Here is a 19,618-nt window from a genome sequence, read left to right as displayed (position 1 = left end):
GCTGGTCTCGGTGGTGTGTAGGGAGCGGCGTAGTGAAGGATAGAACACTCATACCGCACGCGAACAGGCTGCGAAGTGATAAATGGATGATCTGAACTTTCTCATTGTTGGGGCCCCCAAGTGCGGGACCACGGCGCTGGCGCAGTATCTCGGGGAGCACCCGGATATATATGTAACCAGTCCGAAGGAACCGCATTTCTTCCTATGCGAAAAGGACCGTCACCGGAAAATTACAACTCTGGCGCACTATCGCGCGATTCTCGAAAAAGGACATAACTGCATCGTCAGTGGTGAGGCCTCGGTATGGTACCTTTTTTCGGACCATGCTCGTGAGGAGATATTCCGGTACAACCCGTTCGCGAAAATTATCATCCTGGTTCGGGAGCCGGCGGAGTTCGTGGCCTCCCTGCATGCCCAGTTGGTCTTCGGCGGGTACGAGGCCGATCCGGAACTGGAAAGGGCTTGGGAGCGTGAACGGAAACGTAAGGCTGGAATCCCCGCAAACACAATCGAGGAGATCCCAGGGTGGAGAACACGGTATCGCGAACTAATTCGAATGCGTGAGTACGCGGTTCGCTATGTTGAACGGTTCGGTGATGAAAATGTTCTCATCCTGAATTATGAAGCCTTGGTCGCGGACGCGGGGTCGGTTTACCGTAAGACGCTTGAGTTTTTGGATATAGAAGATAATGGGAGAGAGGATTTCCCGCCGGTAAACGTACGGAAAGCGCACCGGAGCCGGGTACTCGGCAGACTTCTTCATGCCGCAAACAGACAAAAAATCGGCAGCGGTCTCGCGAGGCGGGCGAAGTCGGCGTTGGGCGTCGGGTCGCTCGGGATTGTCTCCGCTGTGAAACGCTTTAACATCAAAACGGTTCCACGAAGAACCATTCCCGAGCGACTTCGATCAGAAATCAACGGCATGGCCGATACGGGAGATCATGATTAAGCCGGATCTGATATATGTGGCCGGTGCCGGACGTAGCGGCTCGACGTTGTTGGATATACTGATCGGGCATCAGGAAGGATATTGTTCGTGCGGAGAGCTTAGGCGACTTATACCGGCATATTTGGCCGGCGAATTGTGCTCGTGTGGGAGGCGGCTGAATGAGTGCCCGGTCTGGCATCGGGTCGTTGAGCGATGGGCGGCGGATAGCAATCTGGATCAAGAGGGTATCAAACGATTCGCCAGGATGGAACTAGAATACACGCATCCAGTCGGCGCCCGGGCATGGTATGCGATTCTGGGCCCGATGCGAAGTTGGAGCTACCGGTGGTATCTCGATAATAAGCGGCGTTTACTCGAGGTTCTTACGAGTGACCTGGCAGGGCAGGTTATCGTTGACTCATCGAAGAGCCCCGTGAATCTCATCCATACGGCTCGGGCACTTAGGGGCGGGGTGATGGTCGTGCATCTTGTTCGGCATCCGTGGGCGGTTATCGAATCCCTGAGTCGAGGTCATGATAAGGCGCATGAGAAAGGAGTCCAAAGGGATATTCCGCCTCGGTCAAGGGTCAGAACCGCAGTGTATTGGCTGATCATCAATTGGGCGTGCCAAGTGTGTATCCGGCTGAGCCGTTGCGAATCCAGAAGGATAAGATATGAGCATCTGGTGGATAATCCGACTGACACGATCAGAAAGTTATGCGCGGATGCGCGGATTCATGGAGAGATTCGGGTGGGTCATTTATGTGCCGGTAATCGGCTGCGGATGCAACGTACGGTAATGGTCAATGCGGGCGCTGGCTTGGTCGCTGGGGCGCCGGACCGCTTGGCATACCGTCTGCTTGACCGGCTGTACAGGCATTATGGATGCTGAATGATGCGTTCGGGGCTGGTCGCCAAGGCATCCCCCGATTACGGGGTGCGAACTCGGGAAACCATGTGGGTAGGCACAAGGATGTTCCAAGGTGGATGTCGTTATCGACAGCGATATCGCAACCATATAATCGTGATCGACTGATTGTCCGGCGATGAGCGTCCTACACGTGATTACGGGACTTGCAACGGGCGGCGCGCAGCAGGTGCTCCATCGTGTACTGGTGCACGGCACGAGTGAATCTGGCCGTGTGACGGTGCTTTCTTTGGGCGACGAAGGGACTTATGGCTCCCGTATACGTGCGCTCGGTGTTCGCGTATATACGCTGGGCATGCGGCGCGGTTTACCGGGGCCGGCCGCTTTGGCTCGCTTGAACGCCGTTGTACGAAAAACTCGCCCCGACTGCATACATGGCTGGATGTACCACGGCAATCTTGCTGCGTGGCTTGCCCGTAATTTGGCCCCTGGGCGCCCCGCGCTCGCCTGGAACATCCGACATAGTCTCTCCGATCCGTCCGCCGAGAAACCCCTTACCCGCCAGGTTCTTCGCTGGAACCGCCGACTCTCCGGGGCGCCGGAGGCGCTTATCTATAACAGTCACCGCGCGCGTGAACAGCATGAGACTTTCGGTTTTTGTTCTGGGAAAGGACGCGTCATTCCGAATGGCTTTGACCTCCCGGCTTCGCCGCCCGATCTGGGTACGATGGCGGAAGTGCGCGCCTCGGTGGATCTGCCTAAGGATGCATTAGTTGTCGGTCATGTAGCGCGTTTCCATCCGATGAAGGATCATGCCGGCTTTTTGCGGACTGCTGTGCGTATTGCCCAAACGCGGGACGACGTGTATGTCGTGTTGATCGGTCAAGGCGTCACGCCCGATAACGCGGAGTTGACGGCGCTGATACCGAAGACTCTCGAATCCCGCTTCAGATTTCTGGGCGCGCGAACGGATGCGCAGGACCTCATGCGGGCCATGGATGTGCTCTGCCTGAGCAGCCGGGGGGAGGCGTTCCCGAACGTGCTTGGCGAAGCGATGGCCCGCGGGGTTCCCTGTGTCGCGACTGATGTCGGGGACAGCGCCGCCCTCATCGGTGAGACCGGTTGTGTAGTGGCGCCGCGCGACGATGCGGCCCTCTTCCGTGGGTTGACGTCTATGCTGGAGCGGACCCCGGACGAACTTCGGGCCTTGGGGGTGGCCGCCCGAGAGCGGGTCGAAGCCTGTTTTGGAATGAATATGATGATCCATCAGTACGATGCGCTTGAGCGACAGTTGCTGCGGGCGCGATTCGAGGGAACGCGCACGCCGAGAGGGCCTTTGTGAATGTGCGGCATCGCGGGCTTCTGGTCGTCAAACAGCGCCCCGGATGCCGCCGTGGTGGAACGGATGGCGCGCCGGATTCAGACGCGCGGACCGGACGATGCCGGCACCTGGACGGACGGATCGGCCGGCTTGGCGATGTCTCATCGCCGTCTTTCGATACTCGATTTTTCGCCCGCCGGCCGCCAGCCCATGAAATCGCCCTGCGGACGCTACGTGCTGGTCTTTAATGGCGAAATCTACAACCATGAGGATCTGCGCGCCCAACTGGAGCGGGAAGGTGGCTACTTCGCCTGGCGCGGGCATTCGGATACGGAAACGCTGCTTGCGGCCCTGCGTCACTGGGGGCCACCCGACGCGTTACCCCGGCTCAACGGGATGTTCGCGCTGGCGCTGTGGGACACGGTCGAACGCACGCTGTTTCTGGCCCGAGACCGTATGGGCGAGAAGCCGCTCTATTATGGCCGTAGCGGCGATACATTCCTCTTCGGCTCGGAGCTCAAGGCACTGGCGGCGCACCCGGAGTGGCGTGGCGCGGTTGATCGGGAGGCGCTAAGCCTCTATCTGCGCCATAATCGTGTGCCGGCGCCTTGGAGTATCTATCAGGGGATCGCGAAACTCCCGCCGGCGCATTACCTTGTCGTGCGCGAAGATGGCAGGGCAGTCGGTGAGCCCGAATGCTACTGGGATCTCGCGTGGATCGCAGAACAAGGAACGGCCCGGGCCGGTGGGGAACCAGCGGATCTGATCGAAGAACTGGATCGGCTCCTGCGCGATTCCGTCGGACGCCAGATGGTCGCGGATGTGCCGCTCGGTGCGCTGCTTTCCGGCGGCTATGATTCGACCGTCGTCGCGGCGTGCATGCAGGCGCAGAGTGAACGGCCGGTAAACACCTTCTCCATCGGCTTTCACGAGCAGGAATACAACGAAGCGAACCAGGCGAAAGCCGTAGCGCATTACCTGGGGACGAATCACACTGAACTCTACGTAACGCCGGAAGAGGCGATGGCGGTCATACCGCGGCTGCCCACCCTGTACGACGAACCGTTCGCGGATTCTTCACAGATCCCCACCTTCCTCGTCAGCCAGCTCGCCCGCAGGCACGTGACGGTCGCGCTCTCCGGCGACGGTGGCGATGAACTCTTCCATGGTTATGAACGGTATGTGAAAGCCGCGCAACTGTGGGGGCAAGTGAGCCGCGTGCCAGCGCCATTGCGGCGCGCCGCCAGTTTTGCACTGACTCATGCCCCCGGGCGGGCAATGGAAAAGGTGATGTCGTTGCTGCCGAGGGCGCTGCGGATCAACCATTTCGCCGATCGCCTGCCGAAGCTCGCGGAAGTCCTCGGCCATGCCAGCGGCGAAGTCCTGTACCGCGAGCTCGTGTCGCACTTCAGCAACCCCAGTCAGCTCGTCATCGGCGGCCACGAGCCGGAGACGATCCTGGGCAATCCGGGCCGGTTACCGGATCTGCCCGGTCTCCGCGAACGCATGTTGTATCTCGACATGATGACGTATCTCCCGGACGATATTCTGACCAAAGTCGATCGCGCCAGCATGGGCGTGGGCCTCGAGGTCAGAGTACCGTTGCTCGATCACCGCATCGTGGAGTTTGCCTGGCGGGTGCCAACTCACCTCAAGTACCGGCAGGGGCAGGGCAAATGGTTGTTGCGGCAGGTGCTCGATCGCTACGTTCCAAGGGAACTGGTAGACCGCCCCAAAATGGGCTTCGGTGTGCCGATCGAACACTGGCTGCGAGGCCCGTTGCGCGACTGGGCCGAGGATTTGCTGGATGAGCGGCGCCTGCGGGACGAGGGATACTTCGACCCGGGGCCCATTCGGACGATGTGGGAGGAGCACGTGTCCGGCAAACGGCGCTGGCATTACTACCTCTGGGACGTGCTCATGTTCCAGGCGTGGCTCGCGGAGACAGGGTCGTAATGACGTCACGTTGCGTGGCCTTTGTCGCCAATCGCGGCTATGCCCTGACCAGCTCCCGCAGCGGTCTGATCCGGCGATTTCTTGACGCTGGGTGGGATGTCATCCTTGTCACGGCCGACGACGCGGAGAGCCGATCGCTCTGCGCCTCGGGCGCGCGCCTGGAGCCAGTGATATTCAGGCGCGGGGGACTGGCGCCGGTCTCGGATCTCCGGGCGTTTCGCCGGTTGCTGGCCATATACTGCCGATGGCAGCCCGCACTCATTCAGCATTTCCATGCCCGACCGGTCATTTTCGGTAACGTGGCGGCCCGGCGGGTACTCGGCGATTCCGTCCGGATTGTGAACACGATTACCGGCCTGGGACGGACGTTCGCCGGTGGCCGCCTCGCGGCACGGCTCGCCGGCTGGGGGTATGCCGCCGGTATGCGGCGGGCGGACGCCGGAATATTCCAGAACCGGGATGATTACCGGCTCTTTCTCGAGCGGGGCTGGATCAGCGACGGGCGCGCGTGGCTGATCGCGGGCTCGGGGGTGGACCTGGAGCGGTTCGTGCCGGTCGATCGCAGCCACCGGAGCGATACGGCGCCGGTCGTGGTGATGCTCGCACGCCTGTTGCGACAGAAAGGTATCCTCGAGTTCGCGACGGTAGCAGCCCGGATCCGTGAACGCTGGCCGGATGCCCATTTCCTGCTCGCCGGCGAGGAAGAGCCGGCCCATCCGGATGGCCTTACCGCTGAATGGGTGAAGGCGCAAGAGCATATCGAATACTTGGGCCGTCTTGCGGACGTTCGCCCCGTGCTGGCCGAAGCCGATGTCTTCCTTTTCCCTTCCCGATATCGCGAAGGCCTGCCCCGCGTCGTGCTCGAGGCTGCCGCGACCGGACTGCCGGCGGTCGCCTTCGACGCACCCGGTGTGCGCGAGGCCGTGCTCGATGGCGAAACCGGTTGTCTGGTTTCGGAGGGGGACGTGGATGCGCTGACCGGGCGCGTGACCGCGCTGCTCGAAGACGGAGTCCGGCGCCGGGCGATGGGGAGGGCGGCACGGCGCATGGTCGAAGAATCGTTCGACGTGCACGCGATAGAGGACCAGTACCTCTCCATCTACCGCGATCTGGGGATCCCGATATGAGTCTCGCTGCGCGGCCGGTCATCATCATTGGCGCACCGCGTTCCGGCACCAACATGCTGCGGGATGTCCTCGTCCATTTGCCGGGGGTCGCGACATGGCCGGCCGACGAGATCAACTACATCTGGCGTCATGGCAACCTTCGATACCCTTCCGATGCGTTCGGGGTGTCCATGGCGCGCCCTCGCGTGCGCCGTTACATCCGGGCCCGGTTCGACCGGGTCGCGCGGCGTTATGGTGCGTCGACGGTGGTCGAGAAGACCTGCGCGAACTCGTTGCGAGTACCGTTCGTCGATGCGGTGGTCCCCGAAGCCCGTTACCTGTTCATCCGGCGAAACGGGTTCGACGCGATCGGCTCGGCCATGGAACGCTGGAAAGCCCCGCTGGATGTCCCCTACCTCGCCCGCAAGGCCCGTTTCGTCCCGCTGACCGACCTGCCGTATTATGGCGGCCGTTATCTGTGGCATCGGGGGTATCGCCTGTTTTCGCCCGAACGGCGGCTGGCCTCTTGGGGACCGAGACTCGACGGCATGCCGGAACTGCTTGCGCGGCATCCGCTTGACGAAATCTGCGCGCTGCAGTGGCGACAGTGTCTCGAGGCCGCGCATGGTGCACTCGAAACAATGGCTGCGCACCGCTGGATGGAAATTGTCTACGAGGATTTCGTGCGTGATCCGGAAGCGGAACTGGCCCGGATAACGGCATTCCTCGATCTCGATGTATCCGGCGAGAATCGTGCCGAAGCCGTCGTGGGCGTCCGGGCGGACAGCATCGGCAAAGGCCGTGACAGGCTGGATACCGAAGCGCGCCAGCGGCTCGAGCCGCTCCTCGGGAATACGCTGCAGCGATTCGGTTATGCATGAGACCGCGCGGACAACGGTGGAGCGTACGGAGGGCCTGTCCTCTCCTCAGGCCACCGCCAAACGCGGATTCGATCTGCTCGTTGCCGTGGTCGTTCTCGTGCTGACTTTCTGGCTGATCCTGTTTGCCTGGATTGCCGCCACGCTCGACACTCGTGCGAACGGCTTCTTTACGCAGGAGCGGGTGGGGCACCGGGGCCGCCCCTTTCGCGTGATCAAATTGCGCACGATGCGGAGCGACGCATCGGAACCCACGAACGTCACGACGAGCGCGGACGCACGGATCACCCGTCTCGGACGAGTGTTCCGGCGGACGAAACTCGATGAACTGCCACAGCTGATCAACGTACTGAAAGGCGACATGAGTCTGGTTGGTCCGCGACCGGATGTCCCGGGCTTCGCCGACGAACTGAACGGCGGCGATCGCTTGATCCTGACGGTGCGCCCCGGCATTACCGGGCCGGCCACATTGAAATATCGCGATGAGGAGGCGTTACTGGCGGCGGTCGGTGATCCGGAGGCCTGGAATCGTGACGTGCTCTGGCCGGACAAGGTCCGCCTCAATCGTGAGTACGTGCGCAACTGGTCGTTTCGACGTGACCTCTATTACTTATGGAAGACCCTGTTCGCATGAGTCCATGGCCGCATCATGAAGAAGACGAAGTCGCTGCCGTGGAGGGTGTTCTCGCGTCCGGCCGCGTCAACTACTGGAATGGCGACGAAGGCCGCGCCTTCGAGCGTGAATTCGCCGACTACTGTCGCGCGGCGCATGCCATCGCCGTCGCCAACGGCACGCTCGCGCTCGAGCTCGCGCTACACGCGCTAGGGATCGGGCCCGGAGACGAGGTGATTGTCACGCCGCGCAGCTTCATCGCCTCCGTTGCGTGTGTCGTCAACGCGGGTGCGCATCCGGTGTTCGCGGATATCGACCCGGATAGCCAGAATATCACCCCGGAGTCGGCACGCACCGTGCTGTCGCCCCGGACGCGGGCGGTGCTGCCGGTCCACCTCGGGGGCTGGCCTTGCGACATGGATGGGTTCCGCGCGCTGGCCGAGGAGCACGGGCTGTATCTGATCGAGGACTGTTCCCAGGCACACGGCGCCACCTGGAATGGTCAGCCGGTGGGGTCGTTCGGTGATGCGGCCGCCTTTTCCTTCTGCACGGACAAGATCATGTCCACGGGCGGCGAGGGCGGTATGCTGCTGCTCCACGACCAAGCCGCGTGGCACCGGGCATGGAGCCGCAAGGATCACGGCAAGGCCTGGGATGCGGTGTATGAACACGAGCACCCGCCCGGGTTCCGTTGGCAGCATGCGTCATTCGGTACCAATGCGCGCATGACCGAGATGCAGGCGGCGATCGGCCGGATCCAGCTGCGGAAGCTCGACGGTTGGCTTGAACTTCGCCGCCGCAACGCGGCATTGCTCGAAGAATTGCTGACGCCGCTCGATACGCTGGATGTGCCGATCCCGCCAGTTCACGTGGGCCACGCCCGTTACCGCTTTTACGCATTCGTGCGCCCGGAACGGCTCAGCCCGGGCAGCGACCGCAATACCATCATGAGCGCGCTGCAGGCGGACGGGGTACCCTGTGCGCAGGGGAGTTGCCCGGAGATCTATCGGGAAGCGGCGTTCCGCAATACCGGAATCGCGCCGGCCAAAAGGCTGCGCGTGGCGAAGCAATTGGCGGATACCGCGCTGGCATTGCCGGTGCACCCGACGCTCGGGCCGGATGAAGTGCGAACAATGGGCGCGCGAGTCGCAGCAGCAGTCCGCCAGGCAACGGGGAGTCCGTAGGTCGGGATTTAACCCGACAGGTGCACGCCATTGATCTGTCGGGCTGACCCCGACCTACGGCGTTATCCAGCCGAAGGCGATACGCCCCGGCAACGAACGGACCAGTCCACACCGCATGAAACGACACGGCGATCACGCATGACGGCTACGGAATTCGGCGCACGCATTGCACGATTCGGGCAGGCGCTCACGCACCTGCCGCGCGGTGGCAAGCGCGTGGTCCTCGCCGGTACCGATCTCATCGTGATGGCCGTCGCGTTCTGGGCGAGTTTCGCCCTGCGCCTCGACGAGCCGTTGCCGCAGCGCTTCCTCGATGTCGCCTGGCTGGTGGTCGCCGTCCCGCTACTCAGTTTGCCCGGTCTCTATCTCGCCGGCGTCTACCGCAGCGTCGTCCGTCTCATGGGCACGCCCGCGATCATCGCAATGCTCAAGGGCGCGACCGTATCGGTGGGCGTATTCGCGGGGCTCGTGCTGCTGTTCCGCTACGAGGGCGTCCCGCGCTCCAGCTACTTCATCTACTGGTTCCTCGTCGCCGGTGGCCTCGGTGGCGCGCGCTTCCTGGCGCGAGGCCTACTCCCCCGACCGGGCGTGGCGCGCCGGGATCGTCAACCGGTCCTGATCTACGGAGCCGGCATGGCCGGTATACAGCTTGCGGGGCTGCTGGAGCACGGCGATGCCTTTCGGGTCGTGGGTTTCATCGATGACGATCCCTCCATGCACGGCACGGAAATCCGGGGCGTGACCGTCCACTCGCCGGACAGGATTGAACGACTCATCAAACGCTTCGGCGTCCACCAGGTCTTCTTGGCCATCCCGTCGGCCTCGCGCGTACGCCGGCGCGAGGTCATCTCGCTGCTCGAACGGTATCCGGTCCGGGTGCGCACGATTCCGGGCCTCGCCGAGATCGTCAGCGGCGCCGCTGGTATCGACCAGTTACGCGATATCGAAGCGGACGACCTCCTGGGCCGCCCGCCCGTGCCGCCGAATACGGCACTGCTCGATGGCTGTATCAGCGGGCGCGTGCTGATGGTCACCGGCGCCGGGGGTTCCGTCGGATCCGAACTCAGCCGCCAGATCGTCCAGCGCGGCCCGCGTCGGATCGTCCTGTTCGAGCGCGCCGAATTCCCGCTGTACCGCATCGAACGCGAACTGCGGGGGCTGGCGGAAGCGGACGGACGCGGGATCGAGATCCTGCCCGTGCTCGGCGATGTACTGGACCAACAGCACCTCGAGATGGTCATGCGCACGCACGCCGTGGAGGCCGTCTACCATGCCGCCGCGTACAAACACGTCCCTCTGGTCGAAGCCAACCCGGTGCAGGGCCTCCACACCAATCTCTTCGGCACGCTCGCCGCCGTCCGCGCGGCGCAGGCCACCGGGGTTCGGACCTTCGTCCTCGTCTCCACGGACAAGGCCGTTAACCCGGAGAACGTCATGGGCGCCAGCAAGCGCCTCGCGGAGCTTACCGTCAGCGCCCTGGCCCGCGAAGGCGACAGTCCGACGCGCCTGTGTGCCGTGCGCTTCGGCAACGTCCTCGACTCTTCCGGCTCGGTCGTCCCCGTATTCCGCGATCAGATCCGCCGCGGCGGTCCGCTCACGGTCACGCACCCGGACGTCATCCGCTACTTTATGACCATCCCGGAGGCCGCCCAGCTCATCCTCCAGGCCGGGGCGATGGCCGATGGCGGCGACATCTTCGTCCTCGATATGGGCGAACCCGTGCGCGTGCTCGACCTGGCTCACCGCATGATCCGCCTCAGCGGCCTCGAAGTCCGCAATGAAAGCAACCCGGAAGGTGACATCGAGATCGAATTCACCGGCCTTCGCCCTGGCGAGAAGCTTTACGAAGAACTGCTCACCGGGGATCCCGCCAGCGCCAAACCCACCAGCCACGACATGATCGTCCGCGCCCACGAGACAGGCCTCCCCTGGCCCGAACTCGAGTCCCGCATCCAGGAACTGAAAAACCTCTGCACCACCCCCGGCCACGACAACGTCCGCGCTCGCCTCATGGCGATCGCCACAACCGAACCGCAAAACGCTGACGCGACCCCGTAGGCGCGTTTTCGCCGAAGGCGAACGCGCGCAGCAGGCCCGAAGCGCCCGCGCCCACCACAACCGAAACCGCACCCGTTTTCGTCCTTCGCAAACGCGCCCAGACTCAAGTCCCTCTCATTCGTAGGCCAGCTTTGCACGGTCCAGGGGCATTGGGTCCCGGCCGGGGAGTATCACCGCCCAATCCCGGCATTCCCAAGCGACAGATCTCGGTGCATGCCTTGAACGCGAGCGGCGCCGGACAAAGCCGGCCCACCCGATAATCCACCGCCACCGTCATTGAAGGAGCGAGCTTGCTGGAGATCGCATCCGCACGAGGCATCGGGCTCATCGGCTCCGTAGGTTGCGTTGACGAAGGAAACCCAACGCGTCCAGCGATCCGCGGGTGCCATGTTGAGTCGTTCGATGGATTACGTCTCGACGCGTTGGGTATCGCTGGCGCTGAACCCAACCTACGGTGTTCCTGCCACCTTGCCCCCACGCGTCGCTGCTGCTCTAATCCCCGCCCACATTACCCACGCTCAGGGAAGAGCCCATGCAGATCCACCACCACGGTGGCGCCACCGGTGTCACCGGCAGCTGCCACCGCCTGCAGATCACCCCGCAGCAATCCCTGCTGATCGACTGCGGCCTCTTCCAGGGCGCCGATCACGGCGAAGCCGACACGCTGGAACGCCACCGCATCGACTTCCCGGTCGACGACATCGCGGCCCTGATCGTCACCCACGTGCATATCGACCACATCGGCCGCCTGCCGCACCTCCTCGCCGCCGGCTACACCGGTCCGATCCTCTGCTCCACGCCCTCCGCCCGTCTACTGCCGCTGGTCATAGAGGACGCCCTCAAGATCGGGTTCACCCGTGATCACGATCTCATCGAGCGCTTCCTCGCCACCGTTGATGACCGCCTGCAGCCGCTCGACTATGACCGCTGGACCACCGTCATCAGTGACCCGGAACGCGAAGTCCGCGTCCGCCTCCAGCGGGCGGGCCACATCCTCGGTTCGGCCTACGTCGAGATCGACGTTCGCGGGGCAGGAGAGGCACGCGGCGAACGCGTCGTCTTCTCCGGCGACCTCGGCGCCCCCGGCGCGCCGCTGCTTCCCGCACCGGAGCCGCCCACCCGCGCGGACCGCCTGGTCCTCGAAAGCACCTACGGCGACCGTCGCCACGAAGGCCGCGAAGATCGCACCGCCCGTCTGCGCAACACCATCGAACGCGCGCACACCAATGGCGGCACCGTCATCATCCCGGCGTTTAGTATCGGCCGCACCCAGGAACTTCTGTACGAACTAGAGGCGATGATCCACGCCGGCGAGGGCGAATGGCCGCAGCTCGACATCATCGTCGACTCCCCGCTGGCCGCCCGCTTCACCGAGGTCTACCGTGAACTGCGCCCGTTCTGGGACGCCGAAGCGCAGCAGCGCCTCGAGACCGCCCGCCATCCGCTCGATTTCGACAGCCTGCACACCGTCGACAGCCACGAAGAGCATCAACGTATGGTCGCGATGCTGGCGGCGAGCGGCCGCCCGGCAGTCGTCTTGGCCGCCGCGGGCATGTGCACTGGCGGCCGCGTCGTCAACTACCTCCATGCCATGCTCGAAGACGAACGCCACCACATCCTGTTCGTCGGCTACCAGGCCGCCGGCACCCCCGGCCGCGCCATCCAGCAGGCCGGGCAGGGCGGCCAGGTCGAACTCGACGGCCACCGCTACACCATCCAGGCCGGCGTCGACACCATCAACGGCTACTCCGCCCACGCCGACGCCCAGGATCTCAGAGACTTCGTCCACGGCATCGAACAGCCGCCCAAAGAAATCCGCCTCGTCCACGGCGACCCCGAAGCCCGCCACGCACTGGCCGAATCCCTGCAGCACATCACCAGAATCATCCCAGACCCGTAGGCCATTCCCGTAGGTTGGGTTGAGCGCCAGCGAAACCCAACGGCACAACCTCTACAAAGCCCGCACGGACGGATTATCCGCACAAGAAACAACCTTCATTGCGAGGGAGCGAAGCGACCGCGGCAATCCAGCGCCAGCACTGCACCCCGGCGAGAACCCCGCCCACACGAAGTCCCACCAACCTCACCAACCCACCACTGGCATGGCCACCCGGCACCGATTACCATGACAACAGGCCGGCCAATGGCCCCAGACAACCCGAGCCCCGTTCAAGGAAGAACGCCCATGACCACTCCCCAACCCCGCAACCTCGTCTTCTGCTGCGATGGCACCGCCAACCAGTACGGCACCGTCAATACCAACGTCGTCCACCTCTACCAGCGCCTCGCGGCCGATTCCGCCACCCAGATCGCCCGCTACGAACCCGGCGTCGGCACCTTCTCGCCGCTCGGCCTCATCGACGGCGGTAGAATCGGCATCACCATCGGCAAACTCTTCGGCCACGGCCTCACCGAGAACATCGAAAACGGCTACCGCTTCCTCATGCGCCACTACCGCCCCGGCGACCGCGTTTTCCTGTTCGGCTTCAGCCGCGGCGCCTACGCCGTGCGCGCCCTGGCCGGCATGCTCGCCAAGTGCGGCATCCTATACCCCGAACAGGACAACCTCGTCCGCTACGCCACCCGCCTCTACAACGAACAGGGCAACGACAAAGCCGCCGCGGGCTTCGCCGCCACCTACGGCCGCCCATGCCCCGTCCACTGCATCGGCGTCTGGGACACGGTTGCCTCGCTCGGCTACCTCTACAGCAACCGGCGCTTCTTCAACGCCCGCCTCGGTCCGGAGGTCACCCATGCCTACCACGCCCTCGCCATCGACGAACGCCGCCCGAAGTTCGAACCGCTCCTGTGGGAAGAACACCGCGCACACGACCACCAGACCCTCGAACAGGTCTGGTTCCCCGGCGCCCACGCCGACATCGGCGGCGGCTACGCCGAACGCGGCCTCGCCGAGATCAGCCTCCAGTGGATGCTCGACCGTGCCGCGGCGGCCGGCCTACAGATCAACGACGCCGCCGAACCACCGCAGCCCCCGAACCCCGCCGGTCAGATGCATCGCCCATGGAAAACCTGGAAGGGCCGCGCCCTCAGACTCCTCTTTCTCGGCAACCGCCCACGCGAAATCGAACCCCGAGCCCGCATCCACACCGCCACCGGCAAACGCATCAACCGGACCGACTACAACCCCAAAGTCCTCCCGGACCAATTCCAATGGATCCGCTGATCGCCCAGGAAATGCCCAGAAAGTAGGCCGGCTTGCAACCAAAGGGAGCCAGCCGGCAGATCGAAGTCGCGGCCACGTGAAAGGCCCCAATCGCGAGCAAGCTCGTTCCCACAGGTACGTTCCACCGCGGTGGCAGACGTCATGTAGGAGCGAGCTCGCTCGCGATACCGCGCCCAAGCGGCATAACATCTCCATCCGCCCTCCGCCGCCACCCAGCGCCCCACCACGCATCGAAATCAACCACCCCGCAGGTTGGGTTGAGCGCAGCGATATCCGACAAACCGCGCTCCAACCACCCACTCCAAAATGTTATATTTCGCAGCCCAAGAACCGCCCCCGGCAGGACCAAGACACCATGACCGACCCAGCCTGGTACCTGGTCCACACCAAACCGGCCCGCGAAACCACCGCCGCCGAACACCTCGAACGCCAGGGCTTCGCAGCCTTCCTCCCGCGCATCCGCCGCCAGATCCGCCACGCCGGCCGCTGGCGCGAACGCGTCGAAGCCATGTTCCCCCGCTACCTGTTCGTGCGCCTCGACACCGACGTGGACAACTGGGCGCCCATCAACGCCACCATCGGTGTCAGCCGCCTGGTGCGTTTCGGCAACCGGCCCAGCGTTGTCCCCGCGGGACTGATCGAAGACCTCCGCGCGCGGGCTGATGGGGAAAACATCGTCGCAATCGAGTCCGCGGGCGAGTTCCAGCCCGGGCGCCGTGTGCGCGTGGTCGACGGCCCGTTCGCTGGACTCGAAGGCATCGTCCAGGCAAAATCCGCCCGCGACCGGGTCGACCTCCTGCTTGCCATCGTGGGGCAGGGCGCGACCACCCGTCTCAGCACGCACCATCTAGTTCCCTGTTAGCCCGCGGAGCCCTCGGGGGCGGCGCAACCGCCGACTCCTGCAACTTGCTCCGGCGGATGCCCAATGATTTAATGGAACGTTCAATCGTTGAACACTCGGAGGCGGCCTTTCGGGGATCCCGCCTTGGCGGTAGCGTGTCCGGCCCCCCACTCCGGGCCCGCTGAAACGCCCGCGATCCAATAACAATGCCCTCAAATCCACTAGACACAGAAACCCGATACCGACTTCTGAGGCTGCTGGAACAGAACCCGGAACTGAGCCAGCGCGAACTGGCTGCGGAACTCGGCATCAGTCTGGGCAAAGCCAACTACTGCCTCCGGGCCCTGATCGATCGCGGTTGGATCAAAATGGTCAATTTCGGCAACAGCCGTAACAGGACGGGGTACTTCTATCGCCTCACGCCGACCGGCATGGTCGAGAAAACGAAAGTCGCGCGCCGCTTCCTCGCCCGCAAACTGGAAGAGCACGAGCGCATTGCCGCCGATATCGAGATCCTGCGCGGAGAAGTGCAGGCCGCGCACGAAGAAACGCGCGCCTATAGCCAGAGGAGCAAAACTTGACGGACCACCTCCACGCCAGCCGCCAACGCATCCATGACCGCGAGGCCGTCATCGGCATCATCGGCCTCGGTTACGTTGGCTTGCCGCTGGTCGTGCGCTTCGCTGAGGAAGGCTTCCAGGTTCTCGGCTTCGACAACGACGCGAGCAAGGTCGCCAGACTCAACCGCGGCGAGAGCCCGATCGAGCATCTGGATGCCGCGGACATCCGCGCCGCCCTCGACGCCGGCTTCGAGGCCACCGCGGATCTTGACCGCGCAGGCGAGCCCGACGCCATGCTTATCTGCGTACCCACCCCGCTGGATACGCACCGCCAGCCCGATCTCGGCTTCGTCCTGAGCACGGCCGAGCGCATCGCCCCGCATCTGCGCGCCGGTCAGCTCGTCAGCCTCGAGAGCACCACCTACCCGGGCACCACCGAGGACGAACTCGGTCCGCGCCTGGCGCGCGACGACCTGCGCATCGGCCATGAACTGTTCCTCGCTTACTCCCCGGAGCGTGAGGACCCGGCCAACCCCAACTTCAGTACTCGGACCATCCCGAAAATCTGCGGCGGCGTCACCGACGCCTGCCGCCAGCTGGCGCTCGATCTCTACGGCGCCGTCATCGATCGGGTGGTCCCCGTCAGTTCGCCGGCAGCGGCCGAAATGACCAAGCTGCTGGAGAATATCCACCGCGCGGTCAACATCGGCCTCGTCAACGAAATGAAAACCGTCGCGGATCGCATCGACATTGATATCTACGAGGTGATCGATGCTGCGGCCACCAAGCCGTTCGGTTTTGTCCCGTATTATCCAGGGCCGGGCCTCGGCGGCCACTGCATCCCGATCGACCCGTTTTACCTGACCTGGAAGGCCCGTGAGTACGGGCTCAACACGCGTTTCATCGAGCTCGCAGGCGAGGTCAACAGCGCCATGCCGGCCTGGGTGCTCGGGAAAACGGCCGATGCCCTCAACGACCACGGCCGCGCCATCCGCGGCAGCCGGATTCTAGTGCTTGGCGTCGCCTACAAGAAGAACGTCGACGATATGCGTGAGTCCCCGGCACTGGAACTCATGGAAATGCTCAGCGCCAAGGGCGCCGAGATCGCGTACTCGGATCCGCACGTTCCGCAAATGCCCCGATTGCGCAAGCATTCCTTCGATATGGCCAGCACCCCCGTCGAACCGGGCACGCTGGCGGACTTCGACGCGGTCCTGATCGTCACCGACCATGACGACTTCGACTACGAACTGCTCGCGGAAGAGGCACCACTGATCATCGACGCCCGGGGCCGTTACCGGAACCGGTCGGCACCACACATCGTTCGCGCCTGAAGGGCATCGATCGAATCAACACGATCGATGCCGGCTGCAGGCAGCAAACGGACACGGAGGGAGAAGCCACAACCATGAAGAACTTTGCACTCATCGGCGCGGCCGGCTACGTCGCGCCCCGGCACATGCGCGCCATCCAGGACACCGGCAACAACCTCGTCGCCGCGTTGGATACGAACGACTCCGTCGGCATCATCGACAGCTACTTCCCGGATGCCGATTTCTTCGTCGAGTTCGAGCGCTTCGACCGCCATCTCGACAAGCTGCGACGCAAAAGCAACGATCGCCAGGTGGACTACGTCTCCATCTGCTCGCCCAACTACCTGCACGATTCGCACGTGCGCTTTGCGCTGCGTACCGGTGCCGACGCGATCTGCGAAAAGCCCCTCGTCCTCAACCCCTGGAACATCGACGGATTGAAGGAAATCGAGGCGGATACCGGTCGTCGCGTCCACTCCATCCTGCAGTTGCGCCTGCACCCGTCGATCATCGCCCTGCGCGAGCGCGTCGCCCAGGAACGCGGCTGGGGCAAGCACGAAGTGGATCTGACCTACATCACCTCCCGCGGCCACTGGTACCAGGTGTCCTGGAAGGGCGACGAGCATAAATCCGGCGGCATCGCCACGAACATCGGCGTGCACTTCTACGACATGCTGCACTTCATGTTCGGGGAACTGCAGGAGAACCGCGTGCACCACTACTCGCAGACCTGCGCGGCCGGCTATCTCGAGTACGAGCACGCCCGCGTGCGCTGGTTCCTCTCGATCGATGCCAACGACCTGCCGGATGCCGCCCTCCGCGAGGGCAAGCGCACCTACCGCAGCATCACCGTCGATGGCGAGGAGATCGAATTCTCTGGCGGCTTCACCGACCTGCACACGCAGAGCTACCAGCAGATCCTGGCCGGTAATGGCTTCGGCGTGGACGAGAGCCGCGTCGCGATCGAGACGGTCGCCGACATCCGCCACGCCACCCCGGAAGGCGCGATGGGCGACTACCACCCGCTGCTGCACGCACACTCGGCCTGAAGGAGTACCGGATATGGATTACAAGGTGCATGACACCGCAATCGTCGATGAAGGCGCGAGCATTGGAGCCGGCAGCAGGATCTGGCACTGGGTCCACGTCTGCGGCGGCGCAAAGATCGGTGAACGCTGCTCCTTCGGGCAAAACGTATTCGTCGGCAACCGCGTAGTCATCGGCAACAACGTCAAGATCCAGAACAACGTCTCCGTATACGACGACGTCACCCTGGAAGACGACGTCTTCTGCGGCCCGAGCATGGTATTCACCAACGTCTACAACCCACGCTCCGCCGTGCCGCGCAAGGACCAGTACCGCCCGACGCTGGTACGCCGCGGCGCCACCATCGGTGCCAACGCCACCATCGTCTGCGACATCACCGTCGACGAGCACGCCTTCATAGCGGCCGGCGCGGTGGTTAACCGCAACGTGCCGGCCTTCGCGCTCATGGTCGGCGTACCAGCTCGGCAGATCGGCTGGATGAGCCGCTACGGCGAGCAGATCCCGCTGCCGGTCGACGGCGAGGGCGAGTACCGCTGCCCGTACTCCGGCGACCTTTACCGCCTGCAGGACGGCGCCATGCAGCTCGCCGAGGCCGGCAGTCTCACGGAGGGTGGCTGACCGTGCAGTTCATCGACCTCGCCGCCCAACAGGCGCGCATCCGTCCCGAGATCGACCGGCGGATCAACGCCGTGCTGGCCCACGGCAAATACATCATGGGCCCGGAGATCGGCGAGCTGGAAGAAAAGCTGGCCGGCTACACCAACATGCGCCACGCGATAACCGTCTCCAGCGGCACGGACGCGCTGGTCATCGCGCTGATGGCGCTCGAGATCGGCCCCGGTGACGAAGTCATCACGAGCCCGTTCAGCTTCATCGCCACCGCCGAGGCCATCACCCTGGTCGGCGCCACGCCTGTATTCGTCGACATCGACCCAGCGACATACAACATCGACCCGCAGCGCATCGAGCCGGCGATCACGGAAAACACCCGCGCGATCATGCCCGTCAGCCTGTACGGTCAATGCGCGGACTACGACACGATCAACGAAATCGCCGCCCGCCATGCACTGCCCGTGATCGAGGACGGCGCCCAGAGCCTTGGCGCCACCCACAACGGCCGGCCCTCCTGCGGCCTCACCACCATCGGCTGCACCAGTTTCTTCCCGAGCAAACCGCTGGGCGGCTACGGCGACGGCGGGGCCTGCTTTACGAACGACGAGACCCTGGCCCAGCGCATGCGTGAGATCCGCGTGCACGGGCAGGAGCGGCGCTACCACCACACCCGTATCGGCGTGAACGGCCGGCTCGACACCCTGCAGGCCGCCATCCTGCTCGCCAAGTTCGATATCTTCCCGGACGAGATCGAGCGCCGCCAGCAGGTCGCCGCAGCCTACACGAGGCTCATCAACGAGCAGACCGACGGGGCAATCACGCCTCCGCACATCGCGGCAGGCAACACCTCCGCGTACGCCCAGTATACGATCCGCATCCAAAGGCGCGACGCTGTCCAACGTGCGCTGAACGAAGCGGGCATACCGACCGCCGTGCACTATCCGGTGCCACTACATCACCAGCCTGTGTTTGGACTGGCTGAATCAGGGAATCTGGAAGCGTCAAGCAAAGCCGCATCGGAAGTGCTCAGCCTCCCGATGCATCCTTATATGCAAGAATCCAATGCGGCGCAGGTGGTAGACGCAGCCTGCACGGCAGCAAACAGAATCACCGCCTGATGCATCCGGAGTTCACCAAGGATACACGGTC

General features: G+C 63.9%; 17 protein-coding genes. All 17 read left to right on the top strand.

The window, feature by feature from the left end; translation table 11 throughout:
- Positions 1–82: 82 nt before the first annotated feature.
- The 17 genes from A0W70_RS15200 (at position 83) to A0W70_RS15125 (ending at position 19,587) form a co-directional block, all read left to right on the top strand.
- Complete coding sequence (locus A0W70_RS15200; protein ID WP_067563880.1) at positions 83–949, top strand: sulfotransferase family protein; 867 nt, start codon at positions 83–85, stop codon at positions 947–949.
- A complete protein-coding gene (locus A0W70_RS17355; protein WP_075109894.1) occupies positions 942–1,820 on the top strand; it encodes a sulfotransferase in 879 nt (292 codons plus the stop codon). The genes A0W70_RS15200 and A0W70_RS17355 overlap by 8 nt, the downstream gene beginning before the upstream one ends.
- A gap of 154 nt (positions 1,821–1,974) precedes the next feature.
- Positions 1,975–3,138, top strand: a complete 1,164-nt coding sequence (locus A0W70_RS15195; RefSeq protein WP_070989950.1) for a glycosyltransferase — start codon at positions 1,975–1,977, stop codon at positions 3,136–3,138.
- On the top strand, positions 3,139–5,073 hold the full coding sequence (gene asnB, locus A0W70_RS15190; RefSeq protein WP_067563873.1) for an asparagine synthase (glutamine-hydrolyzing): 1,935 nt from the start codon (positions 3,139–3,141) through the stop codon (positions 5,071–5,073).
- Positions 5,073–6,200, top strand: a complete 1,128-nt coding sequence (locus A0W70_RS15185) for a glycosyltransferase family 4 protein (protein WP_067563869.1) — start codon at positions 5,073–5,075, stop codon at positions 6,198–6,200. The genes asnB and A0W70_RS15185 overlap by 1 nt, the downstream gene beginning before the upstream one ends.
- Positions 6,197–7,060: a sulfotransferase family protein gene (locus tag A0W70_RS15180; RefSeq protein WP_067563866.1), complete on the top strand. Its 864-nt coding sequence runs from the start codon at positions 6,197–6,199 to the stop codon at positions 7,058–7,060. The genes A0W70_RS15185 and A0W70_RS15180 overlap by 4 nt, the downstream gene beginning before the upstream one ends.
- A complete protein-coding gene (locus tag A0W70_RS15175) occupies positions 7,053–7,691 on the top strand; it encodes a sugar transferase (RefSeq protein ID WP_083331060.1) in 639 nt (212 codons plus the stop codon). The genes A0W70_RS15180 and A0W70_RS15175 overlap by 8 nt, the downstream gene beginning before the upstream one ends.
- On the top strand, positions 7,688–8,854 hold the full coding sequence (locus A0W70_RS15170; RefSeq protein ID WP_067563861.1) for a DegT/DnrJ/EryC1/StrS family aminotransferase: 1,167 nt from the start codon (positions 7,688–7,690) through the stop codon (positions 8,852–8,854). Before A0W70_RS15175 ends, A0W70_RS15170 begins: the two co-directional genes overlap by 4 nt.
- A 138-nt stretch (positions 8,855–8,992) precedes the next feature.
- Entirely contained in the window at positions 8,993–10,912 is a 1,920-nt protein-coding gene (locus tag A0W70_RS15165; RefSeq protein ID WP_067563857.1) for a nucleoside-diphosphate sugar epimerase/dehydratase, read from the top strand.
- Positions 10,913–11,444: 532 nt separating this feature from the next.
- Positions 11,445–12,812, top strand: coding sequence for an MBL fold metallo-hydrolase RNA specificity domain-containing protein (locus A0W70_RS15160; RefSeq protein ID WP_067563852.1), 1,368 nt, complete (start codon positions 11,445–11,447; stop codon positions 12,810–12,812).
- Positions 12,813–13,097: 285 nt separating this feature from the next.
- Entirely contained in the window at positions 13,098–14,096 is a 999-nt protein-coding gene (locus A0W70_RS15155; RefSeq protein WP_075109893.1) for a DUF2235 domain-containing protein, read from the top strand.
- A gap of 355 nt (positions 14,097–14,451) precedes the next feature.
- On the top strand, positions 14,452–14,958 hold the full coding sequence (locus tag A0W70_RS15150) for a transcriptional activator RfaH (RefSeq protein WP_067563850.1): 507 nt from the start codon (positions 14,452–14,454) through the stop codon (positions 14,956–14,958).
- Between the two features lie 185 nt (positions 14,959–15,143).
- Entirely contained in the window at positions 15,144–15,518 is a 375-nt protein-coding gene (locus tag A0W70_RS15145; protein WP_067563846.1) for a MarR family EPS-associated transcriptional regulator, read from the top strand.
- Positions 15,515–16,831 (top strand): nucleotide sugar dehydrogenase, encoded by a 1,317-nt coding sequence (locus A0W70_RS15140; protein ID WP_067563842.1) that lies wholly within the window; start codon positions 15,515–15,517, stop codon positions 16,829–16,831. Before A0W70_RS15145 ends, A0W70_RS15140 begins: the two co-directional genes overlap by 4 nt.
- Before the next feature lie 74 nt (positions 16,832–16,905).
- Positions 16,906–17,859: a Gfo/Idh/MocA family oxidoreductase gene (locus A0W70_RS15135; protein ID WP_067563837.1), complete on the top strand. Its 954-nt coding sequence runs from the start codon at positions 16,906–16,908 to the stop codon at positions 17,857–17,859.
- Between the two features lie 13 nt (positions 17,860–17,872).
- Complete coding sequence (locus A0W70_RS15130; protein ID WP_067563832.1) at positions 17,873–18,475, top strand: N-acetyltransferase; 603 nt, start codon at positions 17,873–17,875, stop codon at positions 18,473–18,475.
- A 2-nt stretch (positions 18,476–18,477) separates the two neighbouring features.
- Positions 18,478–19,587: a DegT/DnrJ/EryC1/StrS family aminotransferase gene (locus tag A0W70_RS15125; protein WP_067563829.1), complete on the top strand. Its 1,110-nt coding sequence runs from the start codon at positions 18,478–18,480 to the stop codon at positions 19,585–19,587.
- Positions 19,588–19,618 lie beyond the last annotated feature (31 nt).

The sequence above is a fragment of the Halofilum ochraceum genome, assembly GCF_001614315.2.
GTDB lineage: Bacteria > Pseudomonadota > Gammaproteobacteria > XJ16 > Halofilaceae > Halofilum > Halofilum ochraceum.
The sequence above is the reverse complement of the archived record's forward strand: the minus strand, read 5'-3'. Positions and strand labels throughout refer to the sequence as shown.

Bases quoted from the DNA above. Each gene is read 5' to 3' on its own strand.
- A0W70_RS15200 (WP_067563880.1), top strand. From the start codon at position 83: ATGGATGATCTGAACTTTCTCATTGTTGGGGCCCCCAAGTGCGGGACC.
- A0W70_RS17355 (WP_075109894.1), top strand. From the start codon at position 942: ATGATTAAGCCGGATCTGATATATGTGGCCGGTGCCGGACGTAGCGGC.
- A0W70_RS15195 (WP_070989950.1), top strand. From the start codon at position 1,975: ATGAGCGTCCTACACGTGATTACGGGACTTGCAACGGGCGGCGCGCAG.
- asnB (WP_067563873.1), top strand. From the start codon at position 3,139: ATGTGCGGCATCGCGGGCTTCTGGTCGTCAAACAGCGCCCCGGATGCC.
- A0W70_RS15185 (WP_067563869.1), top strand. From the start codon at position 5,073: ATGACGTCACGTTGCGTGGCCTTTGTCGCCAATCGCGGCTATGCCCTG.
- A0W70_RS15180 (WP_067563866.1), top strand. From the start codon at position 6,197: ATGAGTCTCGCTGCGCGGCCGGTCATCATCATTGGCGCACCGCGTTCC.
- A0W70_RS15175 (WP_083331060.1), top strand. From the start codon at position 7,053: ATGCATGAGACCGCGCGGACAACGGTGGAGCGTACGGAGGGCCTGTCC.
- A0W70_RS15170 (WP_067563861.1), top strand. From the start codon at position 7,688: ATGAGTCCATGGCCGCATCATGAAGAAGACGAAGTCGCTGCCGTGGAG.
- A0W70_RS15165 (WP_067563857.1), top strand. From the start codon at position 8,993: ATGACGGCTACGGAATTCGGCGCACGCATTGCACGATTCGGGCAGGCG.
- A0W70_RS15160 (WP_067563852.1), top strand. From the start codon at position 11,445: ATGCAGATCCACCACCACGGTGGCGCCACCGGTGTCACCGGCAGCTGC.
- A0W70_RS15155 (WP_075109893.1), top strand. From the start codon at position 13,098: ATGACCACTCCCCAACCCCGCAACCTCGTCTTCTGCTGCGATGGCACC.
- A0W70_RS15150 (WP_067563850.1), top strand. From the start codon at position 14,452: ATGACCGACCCAGCCTGGTACCTGGTCCACACCAAACCGGCCCGCGAA.
- A0W70_RS15145 (WP_067563846.1), top strand. From the start codon at position 15,144: ATGCCCTCAAATCCACTAGACACAGAAACCCGATACCGACTTCTGAGG.
- A0W70_RS15135 (WP_067563837.1), top strand. From the start codon at position 16,906: ATGAAGAACTTTGCACTCATCGGCGCGGCCGGCTACGTCGCGCCCCGG.
- A0W70_RS15130 (WP_067563832.1), top strand. From the start codon at position 17,873: ATGGATTACAAGGTGCATGACACCGCAATCGTCGATGAAGGCGCGAGC.